At 43.6% G+C, this 18,629-nt stretch carries 10 protein-coding genes; 3 read left to right on the top strand and 7 right to left on the bottom strand.

Going from position 1 to position 18,629, the window contains the following annotated elements; genetic code table 11:
- Positions 1–23: 23 nt before the first annotated feature.
- A complete protein-coding gene (locus tag HMAT_RS24525) occupies positions 24–3,134 on the bottom strand; it encodes a TonB-dependent receptor (protein ID WP_104385475.1) in 3,111 nt (1,036 codons plus the stop codon).
- 454 nt (positions 3,135–3,588) lie between these two features.
- On the opposite strand from HMAT_RS24525, the gene HMAT_RS24520 reads away from it, so the two are divergent.
- A complete protein-coding gene (locus tag HMAT_RS24520) occupies positions 3,589–4,440 on the top strand; it encodes an SDR family NAD(P)-dependent oxidoreductase (RefSeq protein ID WP_104385474.1) in 852 nt (283 codons plus the stop codon).
- Positions 4,441–4,510: 70 nt separating this feature from the next.
- Complete coding sequence (locus tag HMAT_RS24515) at positions 4,511–5,425, top strand: AraC family transcriptional regulator (protein WP_104385473.1); 915 nt, start codon at positions 4,511–4,513, stop codon at positions 5,423–5,425.
- Between the two features lie 124 nt (positions 5,426–5,549).
- On the opposite strand, the gene HMAT_RS24510 is transcribed toward HMAT_RS24515, so the two are convergent.
- Positions 5,550–6,074: a hypothetical protein gene (locus HMAT_RS24510; protein WP_104385472.1), complete on the bottom strand. Its 525-nt coding sequence runs from the start codon at positions 6,072–6,074 to the stop codon at positions 5,550–5,552.
- Positions 6,075–6,372: 298 nt separating this feature from the next.
- Here HMAT_RS24510 and HMAT_RS24505 point away from each other — a divergent pair, with 298 nt between their 5' ends.
- Complete coding sequence (locus tag HMAT_RS24505) at positions 6,373–8,970, top strand: family 78 glycoside hydrolase catalytic domain (protein ID WP_104385471.1); 2,598 nt, start codon at positions 6,373–6,375, stop codon at positions 8,968–8,970.
- 137 nt (positions 8,971–9,107) lie between these two features.
- On the opposite strand, the gene HMAT_RS24500 is transcribed toward HMAT_RS24505, so the two are convergent.
- From HMAT_RS24500 to HMAT_RS24480, 5 genes are all read right to left on the bottom strand, one after another.
- Positions 9,108–12,152 (bottom strand): TonB-dependent receptor, encoded by a 3,045-nt coding sequence (locus tag HMAT_RS24500; RefSeq protein ID WP_104385470.1) that lies wholly within the window; start codon positions 12,150–12,152, stop codon positions 9,108–9,110.
- 71 nt (positions 12,153–12,223) lie between these two features.
- On the bottom strand, positions 12,224–14,038 hold the full coding sequence (locus HMAT_RS24495; protein ID WP_233789572.1) for a RagB/SusD family nutrient uptake outer membrane protein: 1,815 nt from the start codon (positions 14,036–14,038) through the stop codon (positions 12,224–12,226).
- Between the two features lie 16 nt (positions 14,039–14,054).
- Entirely contained in the window at positions 14,055–17,162 is a 3,108-nt protein-coding gene (locus HMAT_RS24490) for a SusC/RagA family TonB-linked outer membrane protein (RefSeq protein ID WP_104385469.1), read from the bottom strand.
- A 26-nt stretch (positions 17,163–17,188) separates the two neighbouring features.
- Entirely contained in the window at positions 17,189–18,178 is a 990-nt protein-coding gene (locus HMAT_RS24485) for a DUF4961 domain-containing protein (RefSeq protein ID WP_104385468.1), read from the bottom strand.
- Positions 18,175–18,627, bottom strand: coding sequence for a DUF5004 domain-containing protein (locus HMAT_RS24480; protein ID WP_233789570.1), 453 nt, complete (start codon positions 18,625–18,627; stop codon positions 18,175–18,177). Before HMAT_RS24480 ends, HMAT_RS24485 begins: the two co-directional genes overlap by 4 nt.
- Positions 18,628–18,629 lie beyond the last annotated feature (2 nt).

Below are 18,629 nucleotides of genomic sequence, written 5' to 3'. Positions count from 1 at the left end.
CTAAAAATCAACTTTCCTTTCTTTTAAAACGATAGATTTAGACCCAGACTCAGATTTCTAACCTGTGGATAATTGGATCCATCACCATAATTTGAGATTTCCGGATCCAAACTTTTTGGAAAGTCTTTATTTGTGAAAACGAATAGATTGTCTCCCGATGCAAAAAACCGCAAAGAGGAAAGACCGAGCTTGTTTACGATTTTACTATTCATGGTATAGCCCAATTGAATATTTTTAACACGCAGATAGGAAGCATTAAACAACCACCAGCTCGAAAACTGACTGTTATTAATGGACTGATCTGTACGTAATATGGGATAACGTGCATCCGGATTAGTCGGTGACCAATAATCTAACTGCGATTCCAGCATATTTCCATCACCATTAAAGAAAAAAGGCACTTGAGCTCCACCGCTAACACGGGCAAGATTGCTCATAACCCCTTGCAATAATATTCCGATATCAAATCCACGGTAGGATCCACCCAAATTAATTCCATAACGATACTGAGGAGTTGCCTGTCCCAAAATCACGCGATCATCAGGTGTAATCTTGCCATCCCCATTGATATCCCTGAATTTGATATCCCCGGGGATATTTCTTGGGGTCTGGGTTGCATGATTCGCTATCTCTTCTACGGATTGAAAAAGCCCCTCTGCTTTCAGACCATACCAGATCCATCTCGATTGTCCCACAATAAGCGGGTTATCGCCGTAACTGGGGCCGGTCCCCCCTAAATCAAGGATTTTGTTACGATTATCAGAGAAATTAACGGAAGCATGATAATGAAAATCATTAACATGATTCTTGTAAGCGATATTTACCTCAAAACCCTGATTCTGTAGCTTTCCGACATTTTGCTGAGGTGCTCCAATTCCATAAGTACTTGGCACAACAGGCGATCGTAAAATTCCTGATGTTCGTTCTCTGAATAAGTCCACGTTCACATCTATATGATTTAGAATTGTGAAATCCAACCCAACATTTGCAGTTGTTTTGACCTCCCAAGTCAAATCTGGATTCGGCGAATTATTATAATAGGTGGTGGTGGTGCTATTTTTATTCAGAATATATCGATCCTGTCCAATGGTATTCGCCCAAGGGTATAATCCACTTGCATTTTGGTTTCCGACCTGACCATAAGATGCCCTAACTTTAACGAAATTTAAAACATTCGTGATAGGTTTTAAAAAGTTCTCCTCTGAAATAATCCAGCCAGTAGAAACCGATGGGAAAAAGCCATATTTTTTATTTTGAAAAACCGAGGTGCCATCATATCTGGCATTCGCCTCCAATAGGTAACGCCCTTTATAATCATAATTTACCCGTCCAAACCAAGATCTGACAGCGTAAGATGTTGCGTTTCCGGACACATTGGTCAATGTTGGATCAGATGACCCTGCATCAATTTGATCAAGGGAATTGTTTAAGAAATCATAACGTGTAATAGCATTGTAATCATAGCGGTCGGATTCTTGAGAATATCCCAGCAAAGCTTTTAACGTGTGATTACCCAAGGTCTTACTATAGTTTAATGTAATTATTCCAGTAGGATGGCTTTGCGCATAATTTACTTTATTCGCACTATTGGGATCATTCACATACACCACAATCTGTTCATCATCATTATAAAGCGGATGTCTGCTAAAAAATGCTGAAGTAAAACTATTGGTATAGTTATAACTATATGTACCGTTCAGTATCAAATTATCCAGAACTTTAAATTCAGCAAGAAAATTCGTGTTGATGGTGTTGAGATTTTCATTACTGACCCCGCCCTTTGTCATGATATCATTAGGCTGAGCACCACCACGGTAACTTCTGTCATTTCCTCCTTTTGTATACGGATATTCGGTTACAGGAACAATATAGGACCACTGTAGTGCATTGCCTATACCATAAGCAGGCTGTTGTTTATCTTCCTTGGTCAGCACTGTATTAACACCGAGTTTCAACCTTTTCGATACCTGGACATTTACATTACCCCGCGTATTGTATCTTTTGTATTCCACATTTTTAATCAATCCTCCTTGGTTTAGGTAGCCTCCCGAAACGAAATAATCTACATTTTCGCTTCCACCGGACACACTTAAATTATGCTGGTTTTGCATTGCCTGATTGTCAAGTATATAAGGAATCCAGTTTGTACTCGGCAACGCTCCAGATTTGTACTTTTCAACTAATTCGGGGGTGAATTTTACCTGAGCATTTGGATTGTCATTTAGCTGGGCCTGATTGTACAGATCTACAAATTGCGGCGCCTCAACAAATTTAGGAAGTCTCACCGGTCGTTGCGAACCAAACATCGCACTGTATTGTACATTTGGTTTACTATTTTTTTTGCCCTTTTTAGTTGTTACCAAAAGTACCCCACCCGACGCTCGGGCGCCGTAAATAGCCGTCGCCGAAGCATCTTTCAAAATACTGACAGACGCAATATCATTTGGATTGAGATAATTAATATTGTTCACAGCAATACCATCAACAATATATAGAACCGGATTATTCGACAAAGTGCTATTACCACGAATATCCACCGAAGTTGAGCCATAACCGGGATTTCCATCCGTCTGCTGGATATTTAAACCACCGGCTTGTCCCTGGAGAATATTGATCACAGAAGGAACAGCACGATTTTCAAGGTCCTCACTCGAAACCGTAGCAACAGAACTCGTCAAATTCGCTTTCTTCTGTGTGCCATAGCCAACCACGACGACCTCATTTAGACTGGTTTGCGAAGGCTGCAAAGTTACATTTAACATTTTTCGACCTTGTACCGGAACAACCTGTGTTTGATGGCCTACATAAGAAAATACAAGTGAGCCATTTTTCGGCACACGAATACTGAACATCCCTTTGCTATCCGTTTGGCTTTGTTCTTTACTTTCTTTCACAGCTACAGTAGCTCCAGAAATACCAATTAATCCCTGTTGTATTTCTGTTACCTGTCCAGTCACTAAAATCAACGAATCCTGTAGACTGAGGTGATTAAATATGGGTTTGGTAATTTTCATTTCAGCCGATCTGGCTGGCGAATAACATGCTACCGAAGTCAATAGCAAAATTGACCAATGACAATTTGCTTTCCAACGAAGCTTATATTGATTCTTTGGTTGAATAAAAAAATGATTCATAACATAAAAAGTTTATTAGTTACTTGAATAGGTATAAGGTTTTTAGTACGCGTAAAGATACTATACACAGCTGGGCACTATGCTTAATGGAAACCTAATGAAAGCCTAATAAAAACTTAATGGTGAATTCAATTTTTATCACCTAAAATATTTAGGGAGCTGTCCGCGGTTCTTACCTCCTTTATCCATCCGCAGCTTGCACGTTTTTACTTTCCCTATTTTCTTAAACTCGTTCAATCCCCCGCAAAATTGGGCTCCTAATTTCGAGTATTTCAACAAAAGAGAAAAGATCAAACAGTAAAATGCAAAATGAATATCACAGACCAAAAAGACCCATACGCTTAGCAAAAATCAAATCCACGATTTGACTACAAGATCCGTCGATCTGCCTACTTCCAAAAAGCACCAAATCGCCACCTTTGTAAACATCAAATTATCCAAAACAAAAAAACAGATGAAATCACAAAAAGTATGGTTTGTCACTGGCGCCTCTAAAGGGCTTGGGCTGACCTTGGTAAAAGAATTACTTGCCCAGGATTATCTTGTTGTGGCGACGTCACGAACAAAACAGACGCTGGAAGATGAAATTGGCGATCACGAAAATTTTCTGCCCCTTGAAGTAGACATCACCAACGATGCAGATGTCAACAGGGCGGTGCTGTCGGCTATTGATTACTTCGGCAGGATAGATGTTCTTGTTAACAATGCCGGATATGGGCAAACAGGTACTCTAGAGGAACTCAGTGATCTGGAAACACGACGCAACTACGATGTTAATGTCTTTGGTTCACTCAATGCGATCCGCCATATTGCCCCTTATTTCCGCCGCCAGCAATCCGGACATATTTTCAACATTGCTTCCATCGGCGGCCTGGTCGGCAATTTCCCTGCATTCGGCGTATATTGTTCCACCAAATTTGCCGTCGCTGGTTTTACGGAAGCCCTAGCTGTTGAAATGCAGCCTTTTGGCGTACACACAACGCTTGTTTATCCGGGTTATTTCAGAACCGAATTTCTATCCGAAAATTCCATCCATACCGCAGCGAATCCGATAGCTGCCTACGTTTCAGCGAGAGAAACAGAGGCCGCCCATCTACAGCAGATCCACGGCAACCAGGCCAATGATCCACAAAAGGCAGCTATGTTATTGATCGAACTGAGCACATTGTCAAATCCTCCGTTCCATTTTCTAATGGGTGAAGATGCCTATGAACTTGCCAAAAATAAAATCAGCTCCCTGATTGCCGAGATTGAAAAATGGAAAAGCTATACGGTATCAACGGGTTTTGAGCAATCCGTTAAATAGCGCAGTAAAGCCGATGGGTATCGAAGAATAACCCGTAATAACAAAGGATAAAATACGTAAATTTACAATTATGGAGAATACATTTCGCTTTCATTCCCTTTCGGAGTTCCATAGCTTTTGCGGACTGCCCAAGCCCGAACATCCATTGATCAGTCTGGTAGATTATAGTCAGGTGCACTACCCGATCAATGACAGCAAATTAAATTGGATCCAGCACTTTTATTCGATTGGATTAAAGCGAAATGTAAACGCCAAATTTAAGTATGGACAACAGCAATATGATTTTGATTCAGGGGTACTGACCTTTGTGTCGCCCTTACAATTTCTAACAGTTGAGATCAATCAAGAGATCCGTGCTGAGCCAAGTGGCTGGATTCTCTTGGTTCATCCTGATTTTTTGTGGAACAGTGAACTGGCAAAACATATCCATACTTACGATTTTTTTCAATATGAAGTCAACGAGGCCCTTTTTCTTTCGGATAAAGAAGAAGCTACTATCGTGGATATTCTTCAGAATATCGAAAAAGAGTATCAGTCTAATATTGACAAATTCAGCCGAGAACTTATTCTCAAGCAGATCGAACGGTTACTGATCTATGCCGAACGATTTTACGAGCGCCAGTTTATCACACGAAAAAAATCAACCCAGGAAATGGTCACACGATTCGAACAGCTACTTTCAGCGCAATTTGACCGGGACAAATTGCGGGAGTACGGTGTTCCAACCGTCAGTTTTCTGGCTGAGCAGCTCAACTTATCCCCCAATTATCTAGGCAGTGTTCTGCGTATCTATACCCAGCAAAACACACAGCAGCATATTCAGCATAAAATGATTGAATACGCCAAACTACGATTGAGCACCAGTTCTTTATCGATCAGCGAAATAGCATACGAGTTAGGCTTTGAACACCCTCAGTCATTCAGTAAGGTCTTTAAGAAAAACACTCAACAGAGCCCGGTAGAATTTAGGCAGGCGTTTCAGTAAAATTACTGCCTGCAAAACGTCGAGTTATCCGTTTCCAATTCGCCCGCATAGTCTGGAAAAACCGATGTTCCGCTATTTCCTCCAATCCATAGACCATTGAGTCTTTGCTATTTTAACAGCACCATTAATCGGCATAATATCCTTTCACACCAATTCCGATGGTCCAGAAAAACTTGGATTTTTCCAGATCCTCGAGCAGCATATCGACATTATCTTCGTATTCACCCTCGGCTTTTATCGCTTCCATGTCCTCCTGGATATCCTCTTCGGTCATCTGCCGCCACACACCGACGGAACTATTCAAAAAGGTGTAACAGTATCCCGCTTCCGAATCATCGACAGGCCCGCTATTCTTTTCACTCAGAATATGAAGCAGTTCCTCGGCTTCCAGCTGAAAGGGGTTGACACCATAGATATTGATTTCAGTTTTTTCGGGATAAGGGCCATTGATACTTTCGATAAATTCGAGTTGCCCACGGTCATTGAAATCCAGCCGCAATTCGAGCTCATCATAATAATATTGACCATCCAGCGCATCCGAAGGCTCCCCCAATAACGCCTGCACCTCTGTTTGCCCCGCACCTAAAGGTAGTGCCCCTATATTTTTAATGTCAATCCCGACAAGTGGGATAAATTCGATCTTTTTCATACTTTTATATAGTTGAGTGTTCAAAAAATATAGTTCGTTATACAATCAGAACCAATGGTTTAGCATTGTTATAAAGATAACCAAAAATTTACCTTAGCGATCCATCGATTGTTTATATTTTCAGCATAAAGCAGAATAAATACATCTACCAAACAAAAAAACAAAAACACCTATAAAACACTAATTAACAACAACATGCATTAAAAACAAGTTTTAAAAAGTTTACCAGGACATTTACCCTACTAAAAAACATACAACTTGCTCCCTAACTTTATGGAAACCAAATACTAGACCTCACATGACCAATTCATTTGCCCTGTTGTCGTTATGCCTAATGAGTTTACTGACCTCTTTTGGTTACAGCAAATCCAAAAACATCAAGTTATACGATCTTCGATGTGAGAACCTGATCAATCCAAATGCATTGGATAATACCAGCCCCCACTTCAGTTGGAAAATAAAGTCTCCCGGTAGAGAAATGAGACAGCAGTTTTACGAAATTCAAGTTGCATCCGATAGCATAGCCTTACTTGAAAATCATCAAGCAGATTTCTGGCAATCGAACAAGGTTGCCTCCGACGCATCTGTCATGGTGCCTTATGCAGGCAAGCCCCTTGCGTCTCGATCCCTTTGCTATTGGCGAGTGAGGATATGGAGCAACCAAGGCGAGCAATCCGACTGGAGTGATATCCAACGGTTTGGCATTGGACTTCTGAAGGATCAGCCTATGCAAGGTGAGTATATTGGATTAAAAGGTGTGCATAGCCCTTTGCTCCGAAAAAACTTTCATCTGGATGCCGTGGCACTCTCTTTTTTACATATCAATTCGCTCGGATACTATGAAGTATATATCAATGGGAAAAAGGTGGGCTCAGACGTACTTTCTCCTGCCGTATCCCATTTGAACAATCGTTCATTGATCAATACGTATGACATCAGCAGCTATCTTCGTAAGGGGGAAAACAGCATTGTACTTTGGCTTGGCACGGGCTGGTACAAGAAAACCACAGGTTTCAACGTTGCTTTTGATGGCGCGTTAGTCCGCGCTCAGCTCGACATTCGCAACACGGGTCACTGGCAAACAAAATTTGTCTCCGACTCCTCCTGGCAAGGTTCAGTCACTGGGTACGCCGATACAGGTCCCTGGCAGGCACTACAATTTGGAGGCGAGCGTGTCCAGGCTAGCCTAAATCCAACAGATATGAACGCTATTGCTTTAGGCCATCGCTCCTGGTCGCCAGTATCCACGATAGCACTTCCCGGTATACAGGCTAGCCCACAAATGACCGAGCCGAATAGCATTCAAGCGACCTACCGGCCCACCTCAATCAAACAGCTCAGTGATAGCAGTTGGCTGATTGATATCGGAAAAGCACTAAATGGATGGTTCGAACTGGAGATGACTGGTTTAAAGAAAGATCAGACCGTTGTTTTCGATTATAGCGATGCCTTGGACACTGCTGGTAATTTTATACCTCAGGGACAACAGGATAGCTACATTGCATTGGGACTTCATCGCGAAACTTTTCGCAACAAGTTCAATCACCATGCTTTCCAATACATCAAAATTTCCAACCTCGGACATAGCCCCAAAAAGAAAGACATTAAAGCGCATTTAATCCATACTGACTTTCGCCAGACCTCTTCTTTTATCTGTTCGGATCCGGACCTCAATGCCATCCACACGATGATCCAATACACCATGCGTTGTCTTTCTTTTAGTGGATATATGGTCGACTGCCCACATTTGGAACGGGCCGGATATGGTGGCGACGGAAATTCATCCACCAATACCTTACAAACCATGTTTGCAAGTTCGCCACTATTTGTCAACTGGCTACAGGCCTGGTCGGATAGCATGCGCGAGGGAGGCAGCCTACCACATGTAGCACCCAATCCTGGCGCAGGTGGCGGTGGGCCTTATTGGTGCAGCTTTTTCATTATGGCGTCCTGGCGTACTTATGTCAACTACCAAGATCCGCGGTTGATCCAACGCCACTATTCTGCCATGAAACAATGGCTCTCTTATGTAGAGCGTCATAGCAGAGATGGGCTCCTTACACGCTGGCCAGATACTCAATACCGCGATTGGTTTTTAGGAGACTGGCTTGCCCCAGCTGGCGTAGATGCGGGAGCTGCTCGCTCGGTCGACCTAGTCAGCAATTGTGTTGTGAGCGAATGCTTGGCTACGATGGAGAAAATAGCCACAGTCCTCCAGCTCCCACAAGAAGCACAGGACTTTGCCACACGAAAAGGAAAATTGGACGCTTTGATCCATCAGGTATTTTTTAATAAAGAGACAAACCAATATGCTACAGGCTCTCAACTTGACATGAGCTATCCCATGCTGCTCGGAATCACGCCCAAAGCTTCCTATGCAACAGTAAAACAACAGCTTTTAAGAGAAAGTGCCGAAAAATACAACAACCATATCGCCGTAGGGCTCGTTGGCGTACCAATTCTCACGCAATGGGCCACGGACAACAATTCTGTTGACTTTATGTATACTATGCTCAAGCAGCGGGATTATCCCGGCTACCTTTTTATGCTTGACCAGGGTGCGTCCACGACCTGGGAATATTGGAGTGGAGAGCGTAGCCGGATCCATAATTGTTATAATGGTATCGGAACTTGGTTTTACCAAGCTATCGGTGGAATCCGTGTTGATGAAAAACAACCAGGATATAAACATATCCTCATTAGTCCGCAGATTCCCAAAGGCCTTACTTGGGCAAAAACAGCCATTGAGACTCCTTATGGTGAGGTTAAAGTAGATTGGTCCATCAAAAAGCATAAATTAAAGCTAGATATTACCCTTCCTGTTGGAAGTACTGCGACTGTAAAGGCACCACAAGGATTCGAGATGAAGGATATCGCTATCAATTACCACCAATAATCCAACTATTGAAAGATTATAAGTGGGTAATCCGGATCCGCCAAATTGCCACCAAAATAATAAGCGGGACCAAAACTATTTGGTCTCGCTTATTATTTAAACCTGTAAGCCTATTATTTAAGCCTGATCACTTACTGTTAAAGCCCGATCTGTATACCCAGATTGACGACACGTTGATTCTGATACGCATCTCCAGCACTGTTGGAGGTCACCTCAGGATCCTGCTGATATAAGGAATAATTCGTCCAAGTCAGCAGATTATATCCGCTCAGATATAAGCGCGCATTGTTCATCTTAAATGGCAACCATTTATTGGGCAACTGGTAGCCCAGTTCAACTGTCTTCAAACGTAAATAGGTTGCATCAATAAGCCAAAAATCAGACATATAGGTTGATGGGCTATTAATCGTTGTCGGATTAGTCGTTAAGCGTGGAAATTTAGCTGTAGAGGCTGTTTGCGCAGTCCAGCGCTCTTGGTGGATCGGTTGAAACTGGCTCTGGAAGGGCTCAATACCGCTTCCCTGAACGCTAAAACTGTACCCAGTGGTTCCCTGTAGCAGCACATTAAAACTAAAACCTTTGTAACTTCCCCCCAGGGTAAGCCCAAAACTGGTATTCGGAATATTGGGTTTACCGATCACCGTTCGATCATAGTCATCAATTATACCATCGTTATTTAGGTCTTTGTACCGCAGGTCGCCAGGCCGCACCTCATATCCTCCTGATGGTTTTGGACTTATACCGATATTTTCTTCGGTATAAAAACCATCGTACAGATAACCCAATGGCTGATTAATCTGTTGCCCTGTCAGCCGCAACCAAGGATAAGCTGGTGCCGGTTCATCCTGAAACAAGATCTTATTTTTGAAATACGTCAATACACCTTTAATATTATAATTAAATGCACCGATATTGTTGTTTACATTCAGTTCCAACTCCACACCCCTGTTCCGTACTTTCGCAATATTTGATGGTGAGACCCCTACACCGATGTGCTGGAAAAGCGACTGTGAAGTGACGAGCTGATCGTACCGCAGGTTATTGAAATAGTCAAAGGTCATGGAAAACTTGTTTTTCCATAGATTGACATCGAGTCCTACATCAAATGACTTCTGTTTTTCCCAAGTGACATTATTATTTCCCAGATTTCCTTCCGTGATAATAAGTGAAGGCTGATGGGTTTCACCAAAAGAATAGCTTCCACCCTCGTTGTATACCTGCTGGTAAAGATAACGGTCACCGGCGACCTTGTCAGAACCCACGATTCCATAGGAAGCCCGCAATTTAAATAACTCTACAAAGTTAAATGCATCTTTGAAAAACGATTCCTTTGCTAGATTGTATCCTGCCGACACCGCCGGAAAAAGGCCATAACGTTGTGCCGCCTGAAAACGATCCGAGCCATTGTATGCTGCTGTCGCATCCAATAAGAATTTCTCTTTAAAGTTGTACCCTGCGCGAAAGGTATAGCCTTCAAAATTCTGTGGAATCCAGTTGGTTTTCTTATCCCCCTTTGTTTTATAGGATTCCCGATTATACAGCAGGAGTGCTGTCACCCCATGATCCCCAAAAGTTCGCGCATAATTGAAATTGGCCTGAACATTCACCCGACTGTTGTAATCCCCCTGGTAGGCCCGCAACGTATAATTGCCCAGCACATAAGGTGCCCCACCTTTCAGCTGGTAACCGTTCGAACTCGGGTCATAACGATACACAGGTATCTCATCGCGGGCCTGCTCTCGACCATTCGACTCCACGCTGGCATAGGCTACACGGGTAGAAAATGAAAGCCCCTTCAACCAAGCATTCAGTTCCTGAGTCCCGCCAAATAAAATATTGATATCGTTACGTCGATCCAAGCTATAGCCGGATGCTGCCAGGCGCGCATTGATCGTCGGTAGCAACTCCTGCGTATCACTGGCATAGGCGAACGAACCATCTGGGTTGATAAATGGTGCCGACCAAGGTCTTATCTTATTAAAATTGAACACCTCACCAACGATATTTCCCGCCCTCGGTGAATTGATACGATTGAAGTTCGCCCGGAAATCCAATCGTAATTTGAGCGTCTTCGTCGCTTGTACATCCAGATTCGACCGCAAGTTGAAACGACGGTAATAATAGTTATTATTAACTTTGTCACCTTCATTCTCAAAATTGTAAAGGTTTCCATTTTGGGAGAAAGCCCCTCCTGATACAAAATATTTAATACTTTCGCCGCCACCAGTAATATCAATATTTGTATTGTACTGTTGGCTCGATGGTTTAAAGATCCGATCGTACCAATTAATATCGGGATGGCCATAAGGATCGTCCCCCGAACGGAAATGTGCCAAATCTGTTTCACTAAAAGGCTGATTGGAATTGTCTCCCACCGTATTTGCTATCGCTTCATTCCATAAGAGCGCACTTTCATAGGCATTCAAAAATTTCAATTTTGTAACCGGGCTCTGCATACCCGACTCGACACGCGCATTGATCTTTGGCCTTCCCGATTCGCCCCGCCGCGTTTTGACAACCAATACACCATTTGCCCCCTTGATACCGAAAACAGCCGTCGTCGATGCATCCTTTAAAATCGAAATACTTTCGATTTCATTGACGTTGATCTGCGAAAGTTGTTCATATGTATATTCGATATCATCAACAATAATCAAGGGCTGGTTTCCTTCTGGATTCAATGAACTGACACCGCGGATATAAAAATCCGAAGCATCCTTGCCAGGTTGCCCGGAGCGTTGTACCGAAACAAACCCCGGCAATCTTCCAGCCAATGCATTCTGTACGCTCGATGTTGGGACCTGACGGATATCTGCTCCCTTTATTGAACTGACAGCGCCCGTGCTGGTCAGCTTTTTAGTCGTACCAAATCCCACCACCACTACCTCATCAATATCCTGGCTGCTTGATTGCATGATCACTTCGATATTATCACCCTGCTTCACGTCTCGTTGCTGGGTATTATATCCTATACTTGTAAATACCAAGGCCTTAGTACCACGTAAGGTCAATTTAAATCGTCCATTTTGATCTGTTTGTGTTGCTCCCCCTCCTTTCTCCTGTACCGATACACCCACCAAGGGACCCGAACTATTTTTGACAATACCATTCACAATGGATTGCGCCAATAGTATAAATGGCGTCAAAACCATTATTGTTAACAGATATATGCTCTTTTTCATCCGTTTATATTTTATTTATTCATGATTAAAGCCATTCGCGCAGCCTGCTTCGGCTTACGTAAATAAGCCAATTACCAGCCTGGATTCTGTACCATTTTTGGATTTTTGATCACTTCCGAAAACGGAATAGGAGCCAAATACATTTTCGTATCAAATGTCATTTTCAGAATAGGAAGTAAGTGCCTGATCGCCCCGGTTCCCGTTTGATAAATGACTGTGGCGTGAAGCTCCTTATTAAATTCCTCTTCGGCTATTTTCCACCTTCGCACATCGTAAAAGCGATGCTCCTCAAAGGCCAGTTCCTTTCTCCGTTCGAGGTAGATCAGCTCCCGCATTTCTGCTTTGGTCAATCCATTGGGAAGCTGATAGGGAGTCAGTCCTGCCCGTTGTCGTATTTGTTCAACAGCACGATAGACATTGACATCAGGTCTGTCCAGACGTTCATTTCGTGCTTCAGCATAATTCAACAATATTTCAGCATAACGGAACAGGATAAAGTCGTGGTTTACATTACTATAGTTTGCAAGGGATTCAAAATTCCCCATAAACTTACGGAGGTAATAGCCCGTTTTTGTTTGCTGCTTGGATCCGCCCGGTTTATCGGATCCACCCTCAAAGGTCTGTACAGCCCGATTTAACCAAGGTGCCCCATTATAAAAAACAGTTGCGTAGAAGCGGCTTTCCCGTCCAGCATAAGGATCATTTGGATCATAGCCTGAATTTTCGTCCGTAATTTTCAGTCCGTTGCTCATCCCAAAGGCATCTACAAGTTCTTGGGTGGGACTAGTTCGGCCATTATTCACCCCATTGGCATAGCCCACAGGACCATTGTTGTTTTCAAAACTGGTATTATTTCCGCCTTGCTTCCCAAAGATCCGTTCATTGTTGCGTGTGATAAAGACATCTTTAAACAGAGGTTCAAGCTTGAAGATATTTAGGTCCATCAGATCTTTGGCCGCATTCTCCGCCAACTGCCACCGCGCAGCTGAAAATGCGGTATACCCGGAGAGATCATTCTGCCCATCGATATTTCCACCATTGAACAATGGACTCGCAGCATACAGGAGCACCCGGGATTTTAATGCCATGGCAGCCGCCTTGGTCGGCCTTCCATAAAAAGCAAGATTAAATGGATCTACACGTAGGCTATCTTTTATTGCATCACATTCTCCTACGATATAGTTGACACATTCTTCGAAACTTGCCCGCGGCAACTCAATATCATCGGTCAGCTGGTATACCTTATCACCCATCAGCGGCACTCCGCCATACCGTTTGACCAATTCAAAATAAAATATTGCACGCATAAATTTTGCTTCTGCTTTCCATACCCGCGGCATGGGCGTACCATTTTCGAGTTGTCCCTTTACCGGTACACGATCGATATTTTGAATAAAAATGCTGGTCTTTCGAATCCCCTGATACCAAGATGCCCAAAGGTTGTCCTGATAATTATCCGAAGTATAAGAACCTGTTGCCAACTGCTGTACCGATGTGTTGGTCGGATTGGAGGAAACAGCATCATCCGTGGCTGCGTCCAGGAAATCTCCACCGACCCGATTCCCTAGGCTGGGCAGATAACGGTAGCAATCGGTCAGAAACCGGTTTGCATTTACACCGGCCGAATCCCGTCGGTCAAACACCTGGTCCAGTGTCTGCAGCTCGATAGGCTCTTCCTCTAGGTCGCTTTTACAGGAGAAGATCCCGATCGCAACTCCGACTACGAGCATCCATTTTAGCTGATCATACGTCACACGAATGATTTGTAATTTAAAGGCTATCCGGAAGCCCCGGTCCACTTTGGACACAAGTTTCATTTCAGACGATCTGCATGATACTTCTTGCTCCTCAGCATGTATGTGGTTTGAATAGGAATATTTCATCATTGTCGATTTCTAAGGTTTATAATTTCACGTTTACACCAAAGCTTATGATCCGCTGTGCTGGATAAGCTGTACCAGATGATATTTCAGGATCCAAACGTCCATAGGGGGTAAAAGTGAACAGGTTTTGTGCGTTTGCAAAGATGCGTACCGAGGATAGCTTCGCTCGCTGTGTCCAATTGAAGGGCAGTGTATAGCCGACATCCAGGTTCCTTACCCTAAGATATTCCCCCGAGCGGGTCCAGTAGCTCGAAATATTTTGTGTATTGGTCGGATCGGGTCCCAGCGTCAGCCTTGGATAGGATGCAGCAGTACCGGTCTCCGGTGTCCAACGTCCCAGCATATAATCAAATCCCTGTCCGTCGCCAGTATTCCCAAAGGAATAATCCGTTTGTTGGTAACTACGGTTTAATACCCCCTGAAGCAATACACTGAAATCAAAGCCTGCGACATTGAATCCTAAGGTAGTGCCAAAATATACGAGTGGTTTTGTATTGCCAATGGCCGTTTGATCGTACTGGTTGATGATACCGTCTCCATTCAGGTCCACCAGTTTGACATCACCAGGATACACCTTATTTCCCGATAACAAAGGTGCATTATCGGCTTCTTCCTGCGTCTGGATTAGCCCATCCGCACGGTAACCAAATGTCTGGCCTACGGGCATCCCCGTGCGCCTGTTCCAATTATATTGCTGAAAGACCTCGTTCATATACAGCACTTGGGTCTTCATCCGTGAGGCATTAGCGGTAATGAAATAGTTAAACTCACCGAAATTATTTTGATAGGTCAAACTGATTTCCTGCCCTTCATACCGGTTTTTACCAATATTTTCATTCGGATATCCAATACCGATCAAGTCAATGGTCGATCCGCGCTGTTGCAATAGGTCAAAATAAGTATCTCTAAAATAGTCGGCTGTCAATTTCAGTGTCGAATGCCAGAATGCAGCATCCAAACCGATGTTAAATTTATTTCCCTTTTCCCAGGTTCCTTCAATGTTGGCAAGCCCTTTTTCGATCAAGCTATTGGTGTAAGCATATTCTGAGCCGAAATCATAGCCGTTCGCTCCGTCTTGTCCATAAGAAGCTCGCCAGCTGTAATAACCTAGGGCGGCTTCGTTGGTATTTCCCGTCCGCCCAAATGTAGCGCTCCATTTCAGTTGAGAAAGCCAATCCGCTTTTTCCTTCAGAAAGTCTTCCTGCATCATATCCCAGCCCAACCCAAAACCATAAAACAAGCCATATTGGTTTCCCGGCATAAAACGATTGAATCCTGAATAGTTTAAGGCTACTTCAGCAAAGTACTTATCCTGATAGGCATAGTTTGCTGTCGCCGCAAAGTTGGTGTAGATCGCAGGTAAGTCAAACTGATAATTGGCCGTTTGCCTATCCATAAACAGTTTGGCTCCGACACGATGTTTCTCACTCACTTGTTTATCATACCCCAGTGCCCCCTGGAAATAGAAAAAATTTGCTGTCGACGTGGTCGCAAATGAATTAGGCTGGTCCGCTATCGTTCCATACCGTACATACACGAGCTCTTTTTGCTCGTTATAGCTTAAGTCATACACCGGCTGTTGGCGATTGCGGTCAATGAGACTCGACGAGGTTGATGAAACATTTAGCTTACCCTTTGCGTACAGTCCAGGAACAAATTTGTCAAGCTTGTAATTAAAATCCAGATTAGCCAGCAGGTCCCTCGTATTGTCCAACAGATAACCCGATCCCGTAGTAAGCTGGTACAAATTGCTCCGATACACGGAGGAACCACCATAAGATTGGTCGGGATTAAAAATTGGATACGCGTTGTTCGGTGTATTGTACAAAGTCGATAAGATCGTTCCTGTTTTTGCCCCCGGCTGTCTGCCATCCTGTATTTTTCCAAAAAACTGTAGACCAATCGTTAAGTCATCGGTCACATCCACATCAATGGCACTATTGATGAGATAACGTTTATTCTGTAGATTGGTCTCATAGTCAAACTTATCATCCGATTTAAATAGACCATATTGGTTCAGGTAGCTTAGCGAAAGGGCATAACGTGCATTTTTGATTCCGCCCTTCACACCCAGGTTATATTTGGTGATCGGGTTATTGTCCCGTACGACGGCATCGTACCAGTTGACATCCGGGAAGAACAAGGAATTGGTTCCATCTCTAAAGGCCTTAAAATCGTCCGAACTATACACGGGTTGCCGCCCTGCATTGAGCAATGCTTCGTTATAGAGATAGGCATACTGATAGGCGTTCAATGGCTGTGGCATTTTAAGCGATTGCTGGATTCCTGTTTGTGCTGTAAAGCTGATCCTTGGTGGTCCTGCCTGTCCTTTTTTCGTCGTTACCTGCAATATCCCTCTGGAACTACGTTGTCCCAATAAAATGCTCGACAGTGCATCTTTGAGAACGGTCACCGATTCGATGTTTTCGGGATCTATGGAATAGATATCTCGCTGCACACCGTCGATTAAAGTTATCGGACTCTGTCCTCTCAAGCTGAAGCCAATTTCAGTATTGTCACCGATGCTGGAACGATATTTCACGGCATCCGAAGGAAGAGATCCCGCCAGATCATTAGCCGTGATTGCTGTCATGCTCGGTGACCTAAATCCGCTGACTTCTTGCGTAAACAGACCAGGTATGCGGCCTGTGAGTGCATTTAAATACAAAGGAGTTGGCACATCTTTGATCTGACTGTTATAGACTACCGAAACAGCTCCCAATAGCTCCGAACTTTTCTTTTTGTCATAGCTTATATACAAAGAGTCTGCGCGCTGAAGTACAGCTGGCACCAGAGACACCGATTTTTCGGAATCTCCTTTTATCATCTTTCGATAATATCCTGGATATTCTACCCACAGGGCTTCATGTATAATACCACCTGTCAAAGAGAAATCTCCATTTTCATCGGTCTCGCCTATAAGCTGCCGCTCGGCATCAAAGACTTTGGCACCCGAGATTGGCTTACCATATTCATCCAGAATTTTCGGAAATTTTCCGATCACCCCGTCCGCATAGCCTGAGACAATCTCGCGGAGTCGTGGATACCAGCTGGCCTGTACGGTCTGCTTGTCGGCAATAACCAACAGCACACCGACAACACTTAATTTTATATAATGATTAAACATTTGTCTTTCGTTTATTAGGTTATCAATCACTCACAGCGGAAGGTATATTTAAAAGGCTCATCCGTATTACCATAGCCTACACTTTTAGTTCCCGTAACGTCCGAATAGAAGTATTCCAACCGGGCGATGTGCACATCTTTGTCGAGTTTAAAAAATCCACGTGGCCAGATATCAATGCGGTATTTCTTACCACCGATGTCCGTCAATTTGGTATCCGCTGTCTGTTTCTTGATTTCGGCAATCAGCTTTCCTGATTCGTCCATCGCCTTAACATGGAGATATATGGCCGTCTCCTGATCCAATACCGTATTGGTAACCCCGCCATCAAAAGTCAAGGTAATGATATCATTGTCCAGACTTTTGACCGGTTGTACAGTACCCAGCTGTGGATTGATGAAATCGATAAGATCGCCCTCACCATCAGTTACTTCAAAAGCATTTGAGAACGTAAACTTCTTATAATCGGTATCCTCCGGGCGCAGATTTTCGATGGAAGAACCGATATAGAATCCCAAAGACAGCAACATATTTTCGGTTCCAACGTTACATTCCGCCTTCACCGTAAAATCGATATCTTCGTTATTAACAAAGGAATAGGCCTGCGTACTCCTAAAAACAATCCATTCCATATCATCCACCAGATTGGGACCTATACCGAACATTTTCTTGGCGGCCTGATGCCAGCTCAGTCCTGATACAGGTTCGAGTTCGCTGTCCGGAATAATACGCATGGTACCATTTCCTTTTGGACTGGTAAAGGACATCGTCAGGTTTTTGCGTGCATTCCACCCCTTGGGCACCATGATCCCCGCGACCAGCTGCGTGCTATAACTACCTCCACCCTGGATACGGGGCTCGGCTCCGCAATGCATTGTAAAAGTTACCCGCTGATTTGCCTTTGCAGATTTTGGCACCACTACTGAGATGGCTTTAAGGCCACATTGGGCTAAGAATATAGCCAAGAAGAGGCCCATTGCCCAGTAGATATATGTCGAATAATGTGTGTTCTTTTTCATATTCCCCCGTTTAAACGTTCACAATCATATTGATAGGTATTGCTGCTGCAACCAAGGCTCATGACTAAACTGAGCTGGCGTTTGCCATTGACCACAGGGAATTGGAATTTGAGGACCACCTCTTCCTTCCCTCCTGCAGGGTTGAGCACTACGCTAAAGGGATATTGTGGATCATCCAGACGGTACCTTCCCGAACCGCTGACCACAAAAGGAAGATCATCAGCTATGGTATAGGTTCCGTCTGCATTGAAATCGATCTTAAAATTGTCCAATTTCAAACGCTTACTCAGGTTTTCACCATTTCGGGTCAGCTGTGTTACTTTCCAGTTTCCAGTAATATCTTTTTCCGCCTCCTCAGTGGGGATATTGCCCAGCTCATCCTTACAGGAGTTTATTCCCCAACATAGGATCAGCATCAAGGGCCATGAAAGTATCTTATATATTTTCATCC

This window comes from Sphingobacterium sp. HMA12 (assembly GCF_002933815.1).
GTDB lineage: Bacteria > Bacteroidota > Bacteroidia > Sphingobacteriales > Sphingobacteriaceae > Sphingobacterium.
The sequence above is the reverse complement of the archived record's forward strand: the minus strand, read 5'-3'. Positions and strand labels throughout refer to the sequence as shown.

Excerpts from the sequence above, each read along its gene's own strand:
- HMAT_RS24525 (WP_104385475.1), bottom strand. The coding sequence starts at position 3,134 with ATGAATCATTTTTTTATTCAACCAAAGAATCAATATAAGCTTCGTTGG.
- HMAT_RS24520 (WP_104385474.1), top strand. The coding sequence starts at position 3,589 with ATGAAATCACAAAAAGTATGGTTTGTCACTGGCGCCTCTAAAGGGCTT.
- HMAT_RS24515 (WP_104385473.1), top strand. The coding sequence starts at position 4,511 with ATGGAGAATACATTTCGCTTTCATTCCCTTTCGGAGTTCCATAGCTTT.
- HMAT_RS24510 (WP_104385472.1), bottom strand. The coding sequence starts at position 6,074 with ATGAAAAAGATCGAATTTATCCCACTTGTCGGGATTGACATTAAAAAT.
- HMAT_RS24505 (WP_104385471.1), top strand. The coding sequence starts at position 6,373 with ATGACCAATTCATTTGCCCTGTTGTCGTTATGCCTAATGAGTTTACTG.
- HMAT_RS24500 (WP_104385470.1), bottom strand. The coding sequence starts at position 12,152 with ATGAAAAAGAGCATATATCTGTTAACAATAATGGTTTTGACGCCATTT.
- HMAT_RS24495 (WP_233789572.1), bottom strand. The coding sequence starts at position 14,038 with ATGATGAAATATTCCTATTCAAACCACATACATGCTGAGGAGCAAGAA.
- HMAT_RS24490 (WP_104385469.1), bottom strand. The coding sequence starts at position 17,162 with ATGTTTAATCATTATATAAAATTAAGTGTTGTCGGTGTGCTGTTGGTT.
- HMAT_RS24485 (WP_104385468.1), bottom strand. The coding sequence starts at position 18,178 with ATGAAAAAGAACACACATTATTCGACATATATCTACTGGGCAATGGGC.
- HMAT_RS24480 (WP_233789570.1), bottom strand. The coding sequence starts at position 18,627 with ATGAAAATATATAAGATACTTTCATGGCCCTTGATGCTGATCCTATGT.